The following is a 19,997-nucleotide window of genomic DNA, read 5'->3' as shown; positions in this document are numbered from 1 at the left end:
ATCAGTTGGTTCCGAAAATCCGGTCACCGGCATCGCCGAGTCCGGGTAAAATGTATTTGTTCGGATTCAGGCACCGGTCAACCGATGCTGTGAATACCGGAATATCAGGGTGCTTTTCATGAAAAGCGGAAATTCCTTCCGGCGCCGCTATCAGACAAATGAATTTCATTTTTTTTGCGCCCAATCGTCTCAGGTAATCCGCAGCCATGATGGCACTGCCGCCAGTGGCGAGCATGGGATCGATCACCAAAATCACCGAATTTTCCAATCCGGATGGAACATTGGAATAATACTCGACCGGTTCATGGGTACGGTGATCGCGGTACAGACCCAGCATGCCCACTCGGGCCTCGTGAAGGAAACGGGTGAATCCATCCAGAATTCCCAGACCAGCCCGTAAAATGGGAATGATCACAATCTGGTCGGAAATAAAGTGACCGGTGGTTTTTTCGAGCGGGGTCTGGATATCATACGATTGCAGGTTGATATCCTTGGTCACCTCGTAGGCCATGAGCATACTCAATTCGGTCACCACCTCACGAAACCGGTGGCTCGGCGTATTTTTATCACGCAAAACGGTGAGATTCCGTTTAATGAGCGGGTGATCGATAATGTGAACCTGTTTTTCCAACGGGAGAACCTGTTTCAATATTCGTACTGACGGATAAGAAGCACGGGTACTGCAGAGCGGGTCACCACATCAACGGTGGTGGAGCCCAGAAAGTACTGTTTCACTCCGCCATGACCATGGGTGGCAATCACAATCAGATCCATGTTTTTGGAATCGGTGAAATTTTTGATTCCATCACTGGCATCGCGGTCCTTGGTCAGGTGAGTCACCACATTGATGACCCCTTCTGCAAAGGCAGCTGACTTCAGGGCGGTGAATTTCTGCTCGATCACCTCCAGGTCGGGTGTATCCTGATCGGCCACATGAAGGATATTCAATTGAGCGTTCCAGTGCCGGGCCATGGATACAGCATACTCATATCCCAGATAGGAATTGTTAGAAAAATCGGTCGGGAACAGGATCCGTTCCACTTTAAATTCATTTTTCGGATTCGGGATGGATAACACCGGGCAGGGTGCCGTGCGGATCACTTTGTACGTGGTTGATCCCAGAACAAAATCGGTTGCATTTCCCCGTCCCCGGGTGGCCATCAGCACCAGTCCGGTTTTGCGCTGACGTGCCACGTGAACGATACGTTCGATGGCGGTACCGACAATGTTGATTCCCACAACCTTGAGACCGCCCCAGTCGCGTTCCTTCACCAGCTTATTCACTTTCAGCTCGGCTTCATTCTGAATCACCTTGATCAGGCTTTCCTTGCTGCCTTTGTAACCGGCATAATCGGCCGATTGTTTTTCGAAATCGGTGACATGAAGAATTTCGAGCTGTGAGCCAAACGGTTTCGCCACCTGAGTGGCAATTTTAATGGCCAGTTCGGAATGGTTGCTGAAATCGGTTGGCACCAGCAGATTAGTGAGCGTCCACATGGGTTCTCCGGAAAATATCGTTAAATATAAACATTACTCCGGATTAATAAAATAAGGGCAGGCAGGCCTGTTGCCTGCATCAAGCCTTTGGAGGGGTAAGAATGGTATCGGCCACTGTATCGGACCGGGTTGGCCAGGAAAGTGAATAATGAAGTCCGCGCGACTCTTTGCGGGTGAGCGCACAATCCACTATAAGGGTAGCCACGGTTGCCAGATTTCTGAGTTCAATGATTTCGGGGGTCAGACGGGTGGTTTTGTAGAAATGGTCAATTTCTTCCTTAAGAAATTGCAGCCGGCGGCGCGCACGTGACAATCGGTCGTTTGACCGGACGATTCCGACATAATCCCACATGAGGGTTCTGATTTCCTTCATGTTGTGTGAGATCAGAACCCACTCTTCATTGGTACGGGTATTTTTATCATCCCAGGGAGGAATGGTGCCAGTGAAAAACGGTGCATTGGTGACCAGAGCCTCCGCCTCCTGAACCGACCGGTGAGCCCATACAACTGCTTCGAGCAGCGAATTGGAAGCCAGCCGGTTAGCGCCATGTACTCCGGTAAAGGCGGTTTCACCCCCGACAAACAGGTTTCTGATCGAGCTCCGGCCAGCGGAGTCACATACCACGCCACCGCACATGTAGTGAGCAGCAGGAACCACAGGAATCCAATCCTTTCTGATATCGATTCCTTCGCGCAGGCAGGTGGCGGCAATGGTTGGAAAATACCGGTCAATTTCTTCGCTTTCCAGATGGGTGACATCCAGAAAAACCGATTCATCACCCGTTTTCTTCATTTCCTGATCAATGGCGCGGGCTACAATGTCACGGGTCGCCAGTTCCAACCGGGGATCATACTTTTCCATGAACCTTTCACCCCGGCGGGTTCTCAGAATGCCACCATGACCACGAACGGCCTCTGAAATAAGAAAGTGATTGCCATTCCTGAGCTGAAAACTGGTGGGGTGAAATTGCATGAATTCCAGGTTAGCTACCGGCGTGCCAGCCCGCCATGCCATGGCAATTCCATCTCCGGTGGCAATGGAAGGATTGGTGGTATGAAGGTAAACCCTGCCGGCTCCGCCTGTGGACAGAAAGGTCACTTTTGCCTGATAAACATCAACCAGACCGGTGGCCGGATTCAACACATACGCACCATAACACCGGTTTTCATCCTGAGTCAATCCGTTTCTGACCTGATGATTGGTGATCAGATCGATGGCATGCCGGTGTTCGTGGATTCTGATGGAAGGGTGTTCCTGGGCAGCTTTCAGCAGGGCCCTTTCAATTTCACGGCCGGTCAGGTCTCTGGCATGAAGAATACGGCTGGCTGAGTGCCCCCCTTCTTTTATCAATTCGGGTCTGCCATTTTCCGAAGAAAATTCGACACCGGTTGAAATCAGTTCCCTGATCCGTTCCGGACCTTCCTTGACGAGAATATCGACCGAAGCACGGTTACAAAGACCGTCACCTGCAGTCAGTGTGTCCTGAATGTGGGCATCAAAGGAGTCGGTTTCAGAAAAAACAGCCGCAATTCCGCCCTGGGCATAGTTCGTGTTCGATTCGGCGGAATCTTTTTTGGTAATGATATGCACAGTCCCTGTTTTGGCTGCTTTCAGCGCAAAAGTCAGGCCTGCAATTCCGCTACCGATTACGAGATAGTCCGAAACCACCACCATATCAGCTCAGCGCCAGCATTCGTTCAATGGGTTGACGGGCCAGACGGATTGTTTCTTCATCGAGGGTGATTTCGGGAAATCCGTTTTTCATGGACAGGTACAATTTCTCGAGTGTATTCAGTTTCATGTGCGGGCACTCATTACAGGCGCAGCCGCCTTCACCCGGTGCAGGAATGAATGATTTATCAGGAAAGGCTTTTTCCATCTGATGAATAATACCGGGTTCGGTTACCACAATGAATTCGCGTTTATCGGACTGAAGCGCATAATTCAGGATCCCCGTGGTGCTTCCGATGTAATCGGCATGATCGAGGATGTTTGCCCGGCATTCAGGATGGGCCAGAACCGGTGCACCGGGATGATCGAGTTTTAAACGGATCAGTTCACTTTCCGAGAAAATGTCGTGTACCTGACAGGATCCGTCCCACAGGACCATGTTTCGTCCCAGTTTGCGGTTCAGAAAGGCACCCAGGTTTTTATCCGGAGCAAAAATGAGCGGCTGATCCGCTGGAAAGGACCTGACAATCTTTTCGGCGTTTGAACTGGTCACGATCACATCGGAGAGGGTTTTAATGGCCGCCGAACAATTGATGTAAGAAATTACCTTGTGCCCGGGATGTTTGGCCTTAAATGCTTTGAAATCATCATAAGGGCAATCATCGGCAAGGGAACACCCGGCATTGAGATCGGGTAACAGCACTTTCTTTCCCGGATTGAGAATCTTGGCTGTTTCGGCCATAAAATGCACACCGGCAAAAACAATGATATCGGCATTGGTTTTCACGGCTGCCTGGGCAAGCGCCAGTGAATCACCCACAAAATCGGCTATGTCCTGAATTGGCCCTTCCTGATAGTAATGAGCCAGAATAACCGCATTCAGTTCTTTTTTTAACCGGCCGATCTGATCAACCACATCCTGATTGGTTTGTTTCTCAGACAAAATTTCCATCCTTCAACTCCAGTTGTCTTGTTCCCCTGCCAGCCAGTTCCTGATTATGAGTCACTACCAGCAGGGTGGTCCCGAGTTGCCGGTGAACCGTTTCCAATATATTGAAAACCATTTCAGAGTTTGCAGTATCGAGATTACCGGTAGGTTCATCAGCAAAAAGGACATCGGGTTTATTGATCAGAGCTCGTGCAATGGCCACCCGCTGTTGTTCACCACCGCTCAGTTGACCGGGTTTATGGTCGGCACGGTCGGTCAGGCCCACCAGATTAAGAAGATCCATGACGGATTGGTTCAGCTCTCTGGTGATTTTGCGATTTCCGATCACGGCAGGCATTCTGACATTCTCGACGGCAGAAAACTCGGGCAGCAAATGATGAAACTGAAAAATGAATCCAACCGATTGATTGCGATAAATACTCAGCTGAGCATCACCCCAGTTTTGCATGGGAGAGTCTTTAAACCGGATGGTCCCCGAGGTGGGTTTATCAAAAGCGGCCATCAGCTGAAGTAAGGTGCTTTTTCCCGAGCCGCTTTTACCGATGATGGTGAGGAATTCGCCTCTGTTCACCCCGAGATCAATTCCCTTCAGAACTTCAAGTGGCTCACGTCCTTCCCGTTGGAAGGATTTCCTTACTGCGGTCAGTTCAAACAGCGGTTCGGTGGTCATTCCCCGGCTCCCGAGGTCCGTCTGATTTTATACTTTTCAATTTTGTTATAGAGGTGGCTTCTCTGAATGTCTAGCGCTTCGGCTGTTTTTGAGATATTCCAACCAAACTTTTCCAGTTTCCTGCTGATAAACAACTTTTCGGAAAGGTCTTTGAAGTCCTGAAAATTGTCGGTCTGATCGAACAGATCATTCGAAAGAGGTGAGGAACGGACCGTGTCACGCGGGACAAACAATTGAACATCGGTTTCCCCGATCACTGGTCCGTGGGACATGATGACCAATCGCTCGGCCATGTTCTGAAGTTCCCTGACATTTCCTTTCCACTCTAGCCACTGCAGCAGATCGAGGGCTTCCTGAGAAATGTCCTGCACAGGCAATGATTGTCTCGATGCAATTTCTCTGATAAAATGGCGGAGCAGAATGGGAATATCATCCCGACGTTCACGAAGGGGTGGAACGACGATCGGGATCACGTTCAGTCGGTGAAACAGATCTTCTCTGAACCGGCCGGCTTCAATTTCTTCTGAAAGTTTTTTGTTGGTGGCTGCAATGACACGCACATCCACCTGAATGTTATCCGTTCCACCAACCCGCTGGATAATGTTGTTTTGAAGTGCACGGAGTACCTTGGCCTGAGCCGGCAGGGACATGTCACCAATTTCATCGAGAAACAGCGTACCGCCATTGGCCAGTTCAAATTTTCCGATCCGTTGCTGCGAGGCCCCCGTAAAGGATCCCTTTTCATGTCCGAACAGTTCGGATTCAATGAGTTCCTGCGGAATGGCTGCACAATTGATTTCGACCAGCGGGGCCTGATTCCGGTGCGAGTGACGGTGAATGGCACGGGCTACCAGTTCTTTTCCAGTGCCATTCTCACCGGTAATCAACACGCGGGCTTCGGTTTTGGCCACCCGGTAGATGAGTTCCCTGATCTGCTGAACAGGCTTGCTGACACCAATGATATCAAACGTGCCTTCTACCTGATTTCTGGGCTTTTTCTGATCGGCCTGAGGCCGTTTTTTATCGAGAGCTGTTTTAAGGGAAGCCAGTAACTTGTCAGAATCGAGCGGTTTCTCGAGAAACTCAAATGCACCAAGTCCCGCAGACCGGAGGGCGGTGGAGGGAGCGTCATGTGCAGAGATAATGATCACCGGCAGGTCCGGACGGTCCCGTTTCAAACGATCAATGACTTCAAATCCATCCATTCCTGGCATTTTGACATCGAGCAGAACCAGATCTATGCGGTTCAGCCGGGCAAGTTCCAGACCGGATGGCCCGTCTGAAGCGGTCAGCACCGAATAACCAGACGACTCGAGCAGTGTGGAAACACTATCCAGCGTTGGCAGGTAGTCATCGATAATCAGAACGGTCAGTGGATTCACTTCTGGCGCACCAACGATTTCAGATAGCTGATTTCTTCACGGGTTAACGGCCGGTATTCACCCCGTCCGATTCCTTCGCAGGTGATGCCGGCGAAGTTGACCCGATCCAGTTTTTCGACTTCATAACCAAGAAATTCAAAAATCCGCCTGATTTCGCGGTTTTTCCCTTCCTTCAGAGTCAGAAATACCTCGGCTTTATCATCACCGGTGTGACCGGCATCAGAAACCGACATGAATTCCTCATCAATGGTGACTCCGCTCAGAATACGGTTGATGTCCTTTTTCAGAACTTTCTTATTTAAACGGACCTGGTAGGTCCGGGGAATTTCGAAACTCGGATGAGTCAATGCATGAATCAGATCACCATCGTTGCTTAGCAGCAGAACACCGGTGGTATCACGATCAAGACGTCCCACCGGAACCACCCGTGAACGCAGACTTTCTTCGATCAGATCCATCACGATTGAACGGTTTTTTTCGTCACTGCGGGTGGTGATGGTATCCTTCGGTTTGTTAAGAACAAGGTAAAAATGCTGATCCAGCGAACCAGTAACCGGAATTCCATTCACATGAATGGTGTCCTTTTCCGGATTGATGCGGGCACCGAGTTCCCTGACCACCACCTGATTAACACTGACCATTCCACTCTCGATCAACTCATCTGCTTTCCGGCGTGAGGCAACTCCCTTCTGGCTCAGGTATTTATTCAGCCGGATTTCACCCGGAACTGGCGGGACCTGAACCCCTTTAACGGGATTCGGATTGGATTTGGGTTTACGGTTTTGCTTTTTCTTCCGGTTGTCGGGATGGCGGTCCTCAGCCGATTTAACCAGCTGGTTTCCGGTTCCGTTTTCGACGCGCCGTTTTCCATTATCGGCAGGTCTTGGTTTATTCTTTTGCTGCGGCTTAAACCCCTTGGGACGATCGGGTTTTCCGGCACCATTCCGTTGATTCAGGGGACTCCCCGGTGTATCGGGTCTCCAGACCTTCTCAACATTGGGTAAATGCTGTTGTTGCTTCAGCACGGCTGTTCCCCGGAGGGTATCCACCGAATAACCATAACGCCGGTGTTCGTTTTCAATGTATTTTTTCGATTTCGATTTACGGATTCCGTACTCATCGATTTCGGAGATCAGATTAAAATTCGGCTCATCATCCTCGGGTGTCCAGGGCTTTTTGCCCTGTGGTTTCCGGTTGGGATTGTGTTTACCGTAATCAGGCTTGCGTGTCTTCATTCATATCCTCAGGGGTACTTTCGGGTGCAGATTCACCATCGGGGGAATCCATCCGGATGCGCATCTGCTGTTCAAATTCAAAATCATCATCTTTCATGATTTCGGAAATCTCGCGGAGTTTTGGCAACTCACGGATCGATTTCAGGCCGAAATGCATGAGAAATTCACGGGTTGTTCCATACAACAGGGGTTTACCAACTGTTTCACCGCGTCCCACCACCGTAATCAGATTCCGTTCCAGCAGAATTTTGACAGCATAATCCGAATTACTCCGGCGGATGTTCTCAATGTCTGGTTTGCTGATGGGTTGTTTGTAGGCAATGATGGAAAGGGTTTCGAGGGCTGACTGGTTAATCCGCTTAACCTGCTTGTTCCGGTACAGTTTCGAAACCCAGGGGGCAAAGGCTTCGCGGGTCATAAAACAATAACCATCGGCAATGGCCTGAATAAAAAACACCCGGTTCTGCTGCTCATAATCTTTATTCAGCCGGTCGATGGCTTCGGCAATCCGGCCATCGGTAATGGCTCCCGGTTGTTCAAACTCTTCATCCAGAAGGGCACGGATGGCCGGAATTCCCAGCGGAGTTTCGGAAGCAAAAATCAATCCTTCCACCACCGGCAGCAGCACATCATCCGGCAGAAACAAATCATCGGTACGGTCTGCCCCGGTCTGGGGGACTTGTGTATCATCCATAGGTACTTACTTCTTCACCGGTGGTATCTTCATCGGGAGTTTCACGTGGTACAATATAAAAGTCGGAGAGGTCATCGGTAACAAACAGGGTGACCTGCTGTAATTTGGCCATTTCGAGAACGGCCAGAAAGGTGATCACGACGGCAATTTTTTCACGGAGATCCGACAGCACTTCACGGAAGGAAAAGCGCGGAACTGCTCCAAGCCGGGTTTTTATATAACTGATCTGGTCTTCGATGGTAATGGTAATTTTTTTGATTTCGTGAACGACGATTTTGGGCTGATCCTGCATGATTTTCCGGTAAACCACCATCAGATCCCACAAAGTGACATCCTGCAAAGCAATTTCCAGTCCCGGATCTGCGTGGGTATCGGCCAGCTGTCGTTCACCGGCAAACTGAATCCTGGGAAAATGGTGTGACTGCCGGTTGGCGCAGTCGGTCAGCTCTGCGGCTGCCTCCTTAAACTGTTTATGCTCCAGCAGCATGGCTGTCAGTTCGGCCCGCGGGTCTTCCACCTGACCATCTTCATCAGGAACCTGCGGGAGCATCATCCGTGCTTTGATACTCAACAGAAACGAGGCCATGTAAATAAAATCGCTGGCCAGTTCCAGATCCATTTCCCGGATAAAGTGTATATAATCCAGAAATTCTGAAGTTATCCGTGAAATGGGAATATCGTAAATATTCAATTCATCCCGTTTTATAAAAAACAGGAGAAGATCAAGGGGTCCTTCGAACTGATCGAGCTGAACGCGGTACACGTTATCCCAGTTTCATTGCCCGGTGAACATCGGCCATGGTGCTGGCCGCAACGGATTTTGCACGCTTCTCTCCGTCGGCAAGAATATCTCTCACATCGTCAGGACGTGCTTCCAGCGCAGCGCGCTTTTCCCTGACAGGTTCAAAAAACGCGGAAATGGCGGTTGCACATTGTTTTTTGCAGTCGACACATCCCAATGCCCCGGACCGGCAGCCGGCAGCGATTTCCCCGGTGGAGGCAGGATTGAATTTCTGATGATAGGTAAAAACCGTACAGACTTCCGGACGGCCCGGATCGTTTTTTCGCACTTTTTGCGTGTCGGTCACCGCCTGCCGGACACTGCTCAGAATGGCCTCGGGCGGGTCGGAAAGGAAAATGGTGTTCCCCAGGGATTTTGACATTTTTGCCTTCCCATCCAATCCGGGCAGACGAGAAAATTTTGTCAATTTGGGATCGGGTTCCGGAAACACCTCACCATAGAGACTGTTGAATCGTCTGGCAATTTCACGGGTGATTTCAATATGAGAGAGCTGATCTTCCCCTACCGGAACCACATTTCCTTTGTACAACAGAATATCGGCTGCCTGCAGCACCGGATAGCCGAGATGTCCGTAAATAAGGCTTTCTATATCCAGATCTCTCACCTGTTCCTTCAGGGTCGGGTTTCGTTCAAGGCGTGCCGTGGTGATCAGCATTGAAAAGAGCAGGAACAGTTCAGCATGCTCTTTCACCTGGCTTTGCCTGAAAATGGGGCTTTTAACCGGATCAATTCCGGAGGCAATCCAATCCATGATCATGTCAACCGAGTGGGTTTCAATGTTTGCTGAATCGGTATTGGTGGTCAGAACATGCCAGTCGGCAACAAGAAAGTAGGTTTGGAATTCATCCTGCAGATTCACCCAATTTTCGAGGGCGCCCACATAATGACCAATATGAAGCCTGCCGGTCGGCCGCATTCCGGACAGAATTACTTTTTTCATTAAATCTTTTCGTTTTACCTGGTTAAAAGCCCAGTGTGTCAGTTGTAAAAATGTTTGAGGTCAGATTGTCAACCTTGGTGAGCAGGAGGACCTCTGGGTCAGGAGGTGAAGCCAGACCCTCCGGTGATTTCTCAATCCCGGAATCCTGCAATATAGTAAAAGATTACGCCAGAAATAAATAAGGCTTCCATTTATCATGCATATTCGGAACGGTCTGCCGCAGAAACAGCACATGATTGGGCTTGAATGGCTTGTTCAGAAGCGTCATGCCCGCCTGTTCGGGTGTGCGGTTTCCTTTCTTATGATTGCAACGATGGCAGGCCGCCACCAGATTTTCCCAGGAATCGGCCCCGCCATGAGATCGCGGAATCACATGATCCACCGTCAGATCCCCGCCCGTGCTGTTACAATACTGGCAACGGTTATTATCCCGCCGGAGCACATTTTTCCGGCTCAGCATAATTGAACGGAAAGGAATGGCCACATACCGTTTCAGCTTGATTATACTCGGCAGGGGAAACTGTCTGCTAACCGTGGTCAGAAACCGTTCCTCGTAGGTTTCAAGCAGATCGGCTTTGTTCAGATATACCAATAAAAAGGCATGTGTCGCATCGGTGACCGATACGGCCTGATAATTCTGATTTAAAATCAATGCCTGCATAAACGGGAATCGCCCTTCATGCTCGTTAAACCAATTGCCGGGTTTAATGGGTTCCACCGGAGTTAGGGGACTGCAGTTAAAAACCTGTTTCAGTAAGGTAGAGAAAAGCCGGTCTTCAGTCAACAGGATCGGGAGGAAGGTCAATAAAAAAGGGTTGCCTTTGCGGGGCAACCCATTTCAGAATCGGAACAAACCTGATCAGATGGCCTGAGCAATGGCCAGAAAATCGGTGGCTTTCAGGGAGGCACCACCGATCAGGCCGCCATGAATTTCGGACTGAGCCAATAACTCGGCTGCGTTGTCTGGTTTCATTGAGCCGCCATACTGAATGGTGACTTCTTTTCCGGCTGCACCATACAACTCAACCAGTAATTGACGGATGAGAATATGCACTTCATTGGCCTGTGCAGTTGTGGCCACTTTGCCGGTTCCGATGGCCCACACCGGTTCATACGCGATGACCAGTTTTGAGCAGTCGGCAACGCCTTCAAGGCCCTCTTTCACCTGACGTGACACAACCTCAAGGGTAATTCCCTTTTCCCGTTCTTCCAGAGTTTCACCCACGCAATAAACCGGCCGCATTCCATGAGCCAGCACGTGCTGTATTTTCTTATTGATAAACTGATTGGTTTCACCAAAATACTGACGACGTTCAGAGTGACCCAGAATCACAAAGTCAACACCGATTGCCTTCAGCATCGATCCCGATACTTCACCGGTGAAGGCCCCGCTGTCGGCCGGGTAACAGTTCTGTGCGCCCAGCTTCACTTTCGAGCCCTTTAAAACTTCCTTCACTGCTTCCAGATGGGGAAAAACCGGGCAGACAACCAGTTCAACACCTGGTTTAAGACCTGCTGACAGTTTTGCTACCTCAGAAGCCAGTTGCACCGACTCGGCCAGGTTCTTGTTCATCTTCCAGTTACCAGCAATAATGACCTGTGGCATGGGGGTTCCTTTCAATTTTATAAGCGGGCGTAAAGGTAGGTTTCTGCTCAAAAACAGACAAACGTGTGCTGAAAAAACCCACCTTTTCTAATCCGAAACCAAGAAATCAGGCCGAAAGCGCCTTGTCAAGGTCTTCGAGCAGATCAGCTGTATTCTCGATTCCCACCGATAAACGGATGATGGTGCTGGTGATACCGGCCTTTTCTCTCAAAACCGGATCCATGGAGGCATGTGTCATGGTTGCCGGATGGCAGATAAGGCTTTCTATTCCGCCCAGCGACTCGGCCACGGCAAACAGCCGGGTTGACCGCATAACCCGGTTCACATCGTCAATGGTGCCTTTCAGTTCAAATGAAAGCATTCCACCGAATCCGTGCTGCTGCGTTTTTGCAAGTTCATGCTGCGGGTGACTGGGCAGTCCCGGGAAATTGACCCGCTTAACGGCCGGGTGTTTTTCAAGGAACCCGGCAACCGCCAGCGCATTGATCTGATGGGCCGCCATTCTGGGTACCAGAGTCTTGATTCCGCGCAACACCAGCCAGGCTTCGAAGGGAGACTGTGCCTGTCCCAGTGCATTCACCAGGTAAGAAACACGCTCTCCAACCGCAGGATCAAGGGCAATGACGGCCCCACCCACCACATCACTGTGTCCGTTCAGGTACTTTGTTGTAGAATGAATAACCAGATCGGCACCCAATTCGAATGGTCTCTGAAAGGCTGGTGAAAGGAACGTGTTATCCACAACGGTCAGCGCTCCCCTTTCCCTGGCAATGGCCGCCGTCTTTTTAATATTGGTCAGATTGAGGAGCGGATTGCTTGGAGTTTCTATCCAGACCATCCGGGTTTGCGGAGTGAAGGCCCGCCGAAGAGCGGCTTCATCAGACAGATCCACATACGTCACCTGAATCTGATACAAGTCGGCATAAAGCCTGAGAATCCGCTCGGTTCCTCCGTAACAGTCATGGGTACAGATCAGATGATCGCCCGATCTGAGCAGGTGAAGAACCACATTGATGGCTGCCATACCAGTCGCCACGGCACGGGCCAAAACCCCGCCTTCCAATGCAGCCAGATTTTCTTCCAATGCCGTCCTGGTCGGATTGCCAGACCGCGTATAATCATAACCCTTTGTCTTACCGATATCTTCGAACCGGAAGGTCGAAGTCTGATAGATCGGGGTGATAACACTGTTGTATGACGAATCCTTTTCAACACCAGCATGGACGGTGCGTGTTTCAAATCGCATGATTGCTCCGGATAATTGTTTTGGCTCGCAAAGATACTAAACGTAATTTATTCGGCAAGTAGCAGTTTTTAACACATTATTTTACTTATTATTCTGTATTTATTGATTTATACAGTATAATATTCTGACAAACAGCGATCAAATGGATAAAAAAAAGCCGGATACGAGATAAACCCCTCGATCCGGCTTCAGAAGAAACGATGACCGAATCCGTTCAGGAACGCATGGCCTGTAATTTTTTCTGCAAAAGGTCATTAATCACTTTTGGATTTCCCTTTCCTTTCATGGCTTTCATGGTTTGTCCGACCAGATAACCGAACAGTTTTTCAGAGCCAGCCAGATACTGACCGACCTGCTCGGGATTGGCGGCCAGAACCGTGTCAATTTCTGCTTCAATGGCAGACATATCCGATACCTGAATCCAGCCCTTGGCCTCGACAACCTGTTGCGGATCGCCTCCGTTAACCAGCAGTTCCTCGAACAGTTGTTTACCAATGGTATTGCTGATTTTTCCTTCGCTGATCAGATTGATGATTCCGGCGATTTGCTGAGGGCTGAGTGAAAAGTCGTGGATGTCGATCACCTTTTCCTTCAGAACACGCATCACCTCACCCATGATCCAGTTTGAAGCAGCCTTAAAGTCCCGGGTATGCTGGCAGGTGGTTTCATAATAAGCTGCAAGCGCCTTATCAGTTGAAAGCACCTCTGCATCATAGGCCGGAATCCCATAATCGCCCATCAGTCGGGCCTTTTTTGCATCGGGAAGTTCAGGCATGGATTCCCTGACTTTTTCAATCATGTCGGTGGTGACATGAATTTTAGCCAGATCAGGTTCGGGGAAATACCGGTAATCGTGCGCATTTTCCTTGGTTCGCATGACCCGTGTTTCATGGCGCTGAGGATCGTAGAGCATGGTGGCCTGAATGATGGTCCCACCCTCTTCCAGTACTTCAATGTGCCGGTTTATTTCCAGTTCGATGGCTTTTTCAACAAACTTGATGGAGTTGAGGTTTTTCAATTCGGTTCTGGTGCCATAACGGGTTTCACCTTTCAGACGAACCGAGACGTTTGCATCGCAGCGAAGGCTTCCCTCTTCCATGTTCCCATCGCAGACTTCGAGGTAACGGACTGTCTGACGAAGTTTGGTCAGATACGCGCCTGCTTCTTCCGGACTGCGCAAATCGGGTTCAGAAACAATTTCGATCAGGGGTGTACCGGCACGGTTCAGATCCACAAACGTATCCTGGCTCTGATCATGCAGGGATTTACCCGCATCCTCTTCCATGTGGATCCGCATCAGGCGAACGGTTTTTTCGGTTCCGTCTGCCAACCGGAATGAAACCGTTCCGCCTTCACAGATGGGTTCCTCATACTGCGAAATCTGATACCCTTTCGGAAGGTCAGGATAAAAGTAGTTCTTCCGGGCAAAAATTGATTCCGGAGCAATTTTACAACCATGAGCCAGACCCATTCTGATCACATACTCCACCACTTTCCGGTTTAAAACCGGCAAGACTCCCGGCATCCCCAGGCAAACCGGACAGACCTGACTGTTCGGAGGTGCACCAAAGGTAGTGGTACATCCGCAAAAGATTTTGGTACGTGTGGAAAGCTGGGCGTGGACTTCCAGCCCGATAACGGCTTCGTATTTCGGATTCATAGTTCCCTTGACTTTGGGGCGTAAAAATAGAAAAGCCGGATGGGAATCCCAATCCGGCTTAAAATGGATGCGTCGGGGAATGAATCAGTTTTTGTCCGATTTTCCGTCTTTATGTCTATCAGATTTGCCCTTATCCTTCCGGTCCTCGCGACGCTCTTTCCGTTTTTCTTTAATGGCTTCCCATTCTTTTTTCTGCTCTGGGGTTAAAACAGATTCAATCTGATCATTTGTGGCCTTGAAGCGATCAGATACCAATTTTTTCGCCTCTTCCTTTTCCTGCTTTCTCTGTTCCCTGAGGGCTTCGCGCTCCTGTTCGGCTTTTTCAAGAATCTCCCTGATTTTCTGTTCCTGATCGGCAGTCAGATTCAGTTTTGTTTTCAGAAAGGCAACCTGCTTATCGACAGGTATCGGTTTGGGTGGATCGGCTGGCTGGGCCAACAGGTTCAGCGAGCAAACAAGTACGAGGGCTGTGAAGAGACTTTTCATCGGTGGATCCTTTCCTGGTTTTCATTTTAGATACCACCAGGCAACCGGGGGTTTAACGGAACCAGTCATACTTCCAGAATTTCCGGTCGGTGGGACGCAAACTCAGCATCCGCCGGTACTCCATTTGCTGATCTTCCCTGAGATGGTTCAGAACCAGTGAATCGGCACTGGCAAGCAGGACACCGGTCTGCCGTGCCTTTCCTGCCTTTCTGGCTTTGATCCGCAAATAATACATCCGGACCGCCAGCGAATCAGCCTGAGATTTGCTCAGATAAAAATCATTCCTTGCCTGAGAAATCATCCATTTCAACTCGGGGTCTTTCGAAATCAGGGAAGATGGCGTTTGACCAGATAAGTTACCGGCCAGCAAGAGCATTGCTGACAACCATAAAGTTTTCATGTGAAATCCGGGATCGGGTTGACGCTCTTATATTGGGAAAAATCGGGGAGAGTTACAATTCCCTGTTTCCGGTCTGGTCCTTCTCACCAATACCAGGAAGGAAACACACCCCACGAAACCTGAATGGTGGTTCCACCCCAACCAGAGGAACCGGAGTCTGATTTTTTCGGGGCACCGCCTGAACTGCCGCCACCCGAAGTGCCCGATGTTCCCTTACCAGCCTGCTTCTCAAGGTAAACCGGAATCCATTGATGAACCTGGATGGCGAAAAAACCCCATTTCCCTTCCTTTTCCAACCGAATTCTGACAGGGACCAGGTGTAACGCCTTCCAGGACAACCGCGACTGTTTTTCATTCCGTCTTCCCAGAAGAAAGGCAATGGGCTGCCACGTTTCTGTTTCCAGTTCGGGTTTAAACCAGGTATAACCCGACCGGATTCCGACCGACCAGGTACCGGAAGGAGACCAGTTGGCCTCTCCAAGCAGCCCCGCCAGTTGGTAAGAGGCCCGGACGTCGAAGAAAAAATAATCACCCAGAAAGGCGACTGCCCCATTGGCAAAGGGAAAACTTTGCAAATAACCGGCCGCTTTCAGGTCAAACTTTTCAAATGTTCCAATCAACGATCCGGACCAGTTTTCATTCAATGACCGGCTGATCGAGAATCCCGCAGACCAGGTTTCAAAAAGTTCATCCGGAATTTCGGAAAACCCGGTGTCTTTCCACTCCAGGTCCGGATGCCCGGTTTGACTGAAGGAAGAAACCAATACCGACCATCGGTTTCCAGCCTGCAATCCGGCCAGACCTGCCGAAATTTTCCTGAACCGGTAAGTCCCTTTATCCTGAAAAAGATCCTGATTGCCAAACGGAAACCGTCTGCCGGTTTCCCAGTCGGCCCGCAGGTGAATGCCCCGTATGTTCAAGTCTGTCAGGGAAATTCCTGAGACCTCATCCGCCCCACCCTGAGTAAACACGGCCCGTGAGTCAGAAATGGTAAACCGCTGCTCATACAGCCAGGGTCTCCGTTCTGCATGGAATGTCCAGTCGCCAAACCAGCCCAGGGGAACGCCTGCCTTGAGCCCTCCGCCGGTCACCTGAGTCCCGTAACCCCGGATATGGTTCACTGAAGCGGTCAGATGCCCCATACTGAACCAACGAGAATAGTCCACGGTTAGTGACCGGGTTTCCGAACGGATTTGGACGGTGGTTTTATTGGAGTGAGAGGTGTAATCGGCTTTCAGGCTATTAACCGACCAGGAAGCGGTCAGGCTATCAGACGGAAACCGGACACCGGAACGAAGGATCCAATCGGCATCAGACAGCAGAATGGATTGCTTTGCCGATGTCTGTGACAGCACATGCTGCCAGGAACCTGCAGAGGAGATTTCCTGTGAACGGACTGTGATGGGGCTCAGCACCACCACAGCCAGAAACAGGAAAAAAGAAAGCCGATCAGAATCCAAGACCTGGAGGATCGGGAAGATCGGGAAGGTCGGTGTTTTCAATTAACGTCCGAAGATAGCCGAGATAATAGTCGATATCCTCGTAATACTGGTTCAGGAGAAAAATATACCCGATTAACATCTCATTCGTAAGAGCCGGACTCTTGCTGATTAAATCATCGGACTGGTCATCGGTTTCCCCGATCAGGTATTCAACCGAGGAAGTCAGATTCAGGAATACATTTTCCATGTTTGACATGGCAGCGTTTCCCTGTACATCGGCATCCGCCATAAAAACAACCTCATCGGGCAGAACACCTAATTCCATCGAATCAGGATCAATCCCCATAAAATCGGAAGCTGTGAAATCGATCAGCAGATAGGTCCGCAGATTAAACGCCATGTATTCCAGGTAAGCATGCATGAGGTGGATTTCGGTTTTATCCATATAGCGGGGTTTTCCGGTTGGGAATCCGTACATTTTTCCGGTCAGGGTAAACTGATATTCACCTCCGGCACCGGGCTGGAAGGTCTCGGCAACGCCAAAGGATCGGCTGGCCCGTTCAATCCGTGGCAACAGATTGTTTTTAAAATGCTGCTGCCAGACAGCCATTCCGCCCGGATCAAGCATTCCTTTTCTTACCATCGTGATCATGTTGCCAGCAAGAAGATCGGCAGACATCATGGCCATCATGTTAAAGGGAAGAAAACCCAGATCCAGACCTTTTGCACCAACCGGTACCTGAGGGGCACCAGAAGTACGCATGGAAATGAGCAGAGCGCGGAAGTGTTCATCACGGTAGAGTGCAAACATTTCCGACATGGCAAATGCCACATTCAGATCGGGATCGGCGGGTTTACTGTCGAGCAGGGTTTTAAAACGGTTGGCCGCTGACTCGAAATCAATGGTTCCGATTTGCTCGGGAGTGGCCACATTCAATTGTGACAGATCATACAACCGGTTTTCAAAGGTGGTCATTGCCTCCTTTTTCTGTGTCTCGAACGACTGCGGATCATCGTTGGGCGAGGTTGCCTCTTCCGAACAAGCGTACAGAAGAAAACCCATCAAAAAGATGGTGGGGCTGAAAAAGTGTCTCATAACAGACTCCTCTTGTTAATTTAAAAACCGGGATCGTTCTACGTGAAGGTTTAAATCGGGTTTCGATCCGGATGGGTGAATGGTCCTGAAATTCTCTTTACCATTTCCCCTGTTTTCTCAAGGTAAGAAAAGGCCGGGACAATTCAGACAAAAATGACCATTGTTCACGGTAAAAATACCGTCATCTATCAGGATCTCTTCCAGGCATTTTCCGGAAACCGGGTATCAGACAAGTTCTGGTTAAAACAGAGAATGCAGTTTCCTCCTGTTCGTGGCCGATCTCAGGTAACTTCTCCGGGAATTTCACGGGCACCTGATGAGGCCGACGCATGTTTTTCCAGTCCGGTCAGGGCATAAGCCAGATCGGTGTAACTGGTATATAAGGGCGTGATACCAAACCGGATAATGGTTGGTTTCCTGAAGTCGGGAATAACCTCTGGTTGATCATGAATCAGCTGGTGACAGATTTCCCGGGCATTCGGATGAGAAACAGACACATGGCTTCCGCGAAAAACAGAATTTTCAGGAGATTGCAGCGAGTAGCCGGATGAAACCAGATGGTCTTTCACCTTTCTGATAAACCAGTCGCTCTGCCGGACTGATTTTTCACGGATAGATGGCATTCCTGCCTGAAGAATCATGTTCACTCCCGCCGGGATGGAGGACAGCGACAGCACCGGCGGTGTACCGGCCAGAAACCGTCTGATTCCATCGGCAGGTTTATAGTCCAATCCGAAATTGAATGGATCATCGGCCCCAAACCAACCCTGAACAGGCGACTGCAGTGTTTCCTGGAGGTCCTTTCTGATGTACAGCCAGGCCGGAGCCCCCGGTCCCCCGTTCAGATACTTATAGGAACAGCCCACAGCCAGATCGGCCCCTGATCCTGAAAGATCAACAGGTACCGCTCCTGCAGAATGACTCAGGTCCCACAGCATCAGGGCACCTGCCCGGTGAACGTGGTCCGTCACTTCCTTCATTGGATACATCCAGGCAGACCGGAACGCCACATGACTGAGAACCACCAGAGCCACATCCGATCTGAGATGTTTTCCGATGTCCTCGGGATGAACAGACAGGCCATCGGCCGAGTGAATCAACTCCAGACGGTAACCAGAACCCAATTGCTGAATGATTCCCTGGATCACATAAAGATCGGATGGGAAATTCAGGTCATCGGACAGGATGGTGAAACGGCCCGGACGGGCCTTAATAGCCGCCATCACCAGTTTGTACAGATTCACAGAAGTCGAATCACAGACTATTACGGTACCCCGATCGGCCCCGATCACCTGCGCAATCAGATCACCGGTTTCCTGGGACAAGTGGTACCACTGCTCATTCCAGCTTCTGATCAGCCGGGTTCCCCACCGGAAATCGATTTCTTCCATGATCCGGGTACGGGTCTTTTCCGGGAGCCGGCCGAGTGAATTACCATCCAGATAAATGACCGGGGAATCGGGAATAAAAAAGTCCTGCCTGAAAGCAGCAAGGGAATCCTGACTGTCCAGCACCCTGGCTTCTTCGAATAGCTCCTTTAGCGGAATCATGATGTACGCAATTGATTAATGATGAGAGGAAGAACCAGACGGACCCACTGGTCATACAGGATGCCGGAAGGATGCAGTCCATCATCAGTGGTCCAGTCTTCAGGAAGCGGCGTCTGACGGGTCACGGTGGTTACATCGACCCAATGCACACCCCGTTTCAAAGAATGATGCTGGTTCACCTGATTGAAGGAGTCAATTTCCTGTGAAATCCGCTGCGGATTCCGGTCCGAGGCGAAGGGAGTTCTGCCCCAGTCGGGAATGGAGAGTACCAGAACACGGTCCGGGCGGTTTCCTGAAAGTCGGATGGCATCCTGCAACAACTCTGCAAAGTCGTTTTCATAGTCACTGACCGGCCAGCCCCGGTATTGGTTGTTGACTCCGATGAGAAGGCTGACCAGATCATAATCTGGCTTCAGGTTGTGGTTTCGGATCGCTTCCTTCAGATCAGTGGTGGTCCATCCTGTGGTGGCAATGATGTGGGGAAGATCGAAGGAAAATCCTTCATCCCGAAGCCGGGTGGTGAGTCGGGAAGGCCAGCGGTCTTCGTGTAACACTCCTTCGCCGATGGTGTAGGAATCCCCTAAAGCAAGAAAAGAAAGGTTCATGGTCAATGATACGTGAAACGGATGGGGTGATCAAACGGGATTCAGGGGGGAAGAAATAAAAAAAC

20 protein-coding genes are annotated in these 19,997 nt (G+C 50.1%); all 20 read right to left on the bottom strand.

Translation table 11 applies throughout. The annotated features are described in order from the left end of the window. Position 1: 1 nt before the first annotated feature. The 20 genes from upp to HUU10_04575 all read right to left on the bottom strand — a co-directional run bounded on the left by upp (position 2) and on the right by HUU10_04575 (position 19,932). Positions 2-631, bottom strand: a complete 630-nt coding sequence (gene upp, locus HUU10_04670; protein NUQ80885.1) for a uracil phosphoribosyltransferase — start codon at positions 629-631, stop codon at positions 2-4. Between the two features lie 14 nt (positions 632-645). Then, positions 646-1,497 carry a universal stress protein gene (locus HUU10_04665; protein NUQ80884.1) on the bottom strand — a complete coding sequence of 284 codons (852 nt, stop codon included), beginning with the start codon at positions 1,495-1,497 and terminating at the stop codon, positions 646-648. Between the two features lie 79 nt (positions 1,498-1,576). Then, positions 1,577-3,172 (bottom strand): L-aspartate oxidase, encoded by a 1,596-nt coding sequence (gene nadB / locus HUU10_04660; protein NUQ80883.1) that lies wholly within the window; start codon positions 3,170-3,172, stop codon positions 1,577-1,579. A 1-nt stretch (position 3,173) separates the two neighbouring features. Then, entirely contained in the window at positions 3,174-4,121 is a 948-nt protein-coding gene (nadA, locus tag HUU10_04655; GenBank protein NUQ80882.1) for a quinolinate synthase NadA, read from the bottom strand. Continuing rightward, entirely contained in the window at positions 4,105-4,788 is a 684-nt protein-coding gene (locus tag HUU10_04650) for an ABC transporter ATP-binding protein (GenBank protein NUQ80881.1), read from the bottom strand. The genes nadA and HUU10_04650 overlap by 17 nt, the downstream gene beginning before the upstream one ends. Beyond that, a complete protein-coding gene (locus HUU10_04645) occupies positions 4,785-6,161 on the bottom strand; it encodes a sigma-54-dependent Fis family transcriptional regulator (protein NUQ80880.1) in 1,377 nt (458 codons plus the stop codon). Before HUU10_04645 ends, HUU10_04650 begins: the two co-directional genes overlap by 4 nt. Positions 6,162-6,166: 5 nt before the next feature. Continuing rightward, positions 6,167-7,405, bottom strand: coding sequence for an rRNA pseudouridine synthase (locus HUU10_04640; GenBank protein ID NUQ80879.1), 1,239 nt, complete (start codon positions 7,403-7,405; stop codon positions 6,167-6,169). Then, complete coding sequence (scpB, locus tag HUU10_04635; GenBank protein NUQ80878.1) at positions 7,386-8,099, bottom strand: SMC-Scp complex subunit ScpB; 714 nt, start codon at positions 8,097-8,099, stop codon at positions 7,386-7,388. The genes HUU10_04640 and scpB overlap by 20 nt, the downstream gene beginning before the upstream one ends. After that, positions 8,092-8,862 (bottom strand): segregation/condensation protein A, encoded by a 771-nt coding sequence (locus HUU10_04630; GenBank protein ID NUQ80877.1) that lies wholly within the window; start codon positions 8,860-8,862, stop codon positions 8,092-8,094. The genes scpB and HUU10_04630 overlap by 8 nt, the downstream gene beginning before the upstream one ends. Position 8,863: 1 nt before the next feature. Further along, complete coding sequence (gene trpS, locus HUU10_04625) at positions 8,864-9,841, bottom strand: tryptophan--tRNA ligase (GenBank protein NUQ80876.1); 978 nt, start codon at positions 9,839-9,841, stop codon at positions 8,864-8,866. Positions 9,842-10,004: 163 nt separating this feature from the next. Then, entirely contained in the window at positions 10,005-10,502 is a 498-nt protein-coding gene (locus HUU10_04620; protein NUQ80875.1) for an HNH endonuclease, read from the bottom strand. Positions 10,503-10,700: 198 nt separating this feature from the next. Further along, the gene (locus HUU10_04615) at positions 10,701-11,447 is read right to left on the bottom strand and encodes a triose-phosphate isomerase (GenBank protein ID NUQ80874.1); all 747 of its coding nucleotides are present in this window, start codon (positions 11,445-11,447) and stop codon (positions 10,701-10,703) included. Positions 11,448-11,553: 106 nt separating this feature from the next. After that, a complete protein-coding gene (locus HUU10_04610; GenBank protein NUQ80873.1) occupies positions 11,554-12,693 on the bottom strand; it encodes a PLP-dependent transferase in 1,140 nt (379 codons plus the stop codon). A 214-nt stretch (positions 12,694-12,907) separates the two neighbouring features. Beyond that, on the bottom strand, positions 12,908-14,353 hold the full coding sequence (gatB, locus tag HUU10_04605; GenBank protein NUQ80872.1) for an Asp-tRNA(Asn)/Glu-tRNA(Gln) amidotransferase subunit GatB: 1,446 nt from the start codon (positions 14,351-14,353) through the stop codon (positions 12,908-12,910). An 84-nt stretch (positions 14,354-14,437) separates the two neighbouring features. Continuing rightward, on the bottom strand, positions 14,438-14,839 hold the full coding sequence (locus tag HUU10_04600) for a Spy/CpxP family protein refolding chaperone (protein NUQ80871.1): 402 nt from the start codon (positions 14,837-14,839) through the stop codon (positions 14,438-14,440). Positions 14,840-14,891: 52 nt separating this feature from the next. Then, complete coding sequence (locus tag HUU10_04595) at positions 14,892-15,239, bottom strand: hypothetical protein (GenBank protein ID NUQ80870.1); 348 nt, start codon at positions 15,237-15,239, stop codon at positions 14,892-14,894. 83 nt (positions 15,240-15,322) lie between these two features. Continuing rightward, positions 15,323-16,699, bottom strand: a complete 1,377-nt coding sequence (locus tag HUU10_04590; GenBank protein ID NUQ80869.1) for a hypothetical protein — start codon at positions 16,697-16,699, stop codon at positions 15,323-15,325. Beyond that, complete coding sequence (locus HUU10_04585) at positions 16,689-17,777, bottom strand: hypothetical protein (protein ID NUQ80868.1); 1,089 nt, start codon at positions 17,775-17,777, stop codon at positions 16,689-16,691. Before HUU10_04585 ends, HUU10_04590 begins: the two co-directional genes overlap by 11 nt. Before the next feature lie 281 nt (positions 17,778-18,058). Further along, the gene (gene kynU / locus HUU10_04580; protein ID NUQ80867.1) at positions 18,059-19,327 is read right to left on the bottom strand and encodes a kynureninase; all 1,269 of its coding nucleotides are present in this window, start codon (positions 19,325-19,327) and stop codon (positions 18,059-18,061) included. Beyond that, positions 19,324-19,932, bottom strand: a complete 609-nt coding sequence (locus HUU10_04575; GenBank protein NUQ80866.1) for an SGNH/GDSL hydrolase family protein — start codon at positions 19,930-19,932, stop codon at positions 19,324-19,326. Before HUU10_04575 ends, kynU begins: the two co-directional genes overlap by 4 nt. Positions 19,933-19,997 lie beyond the last annotated feature (65 nt).

The sequence above is a fragment of the Bacteroidota bacterium genome (assembly GCA_013360915.1).
Taxonomy (GTDB): Bacteria; Bacteroidota; JABWAT01; order JABWAT01; family JABWAT01; genus JABWAT01.
The sequence above is the reverse complement of the archived record's forward strand: the minus strand, read 5'-3'. Positions and strand labels throughout refer to the sequence as shown.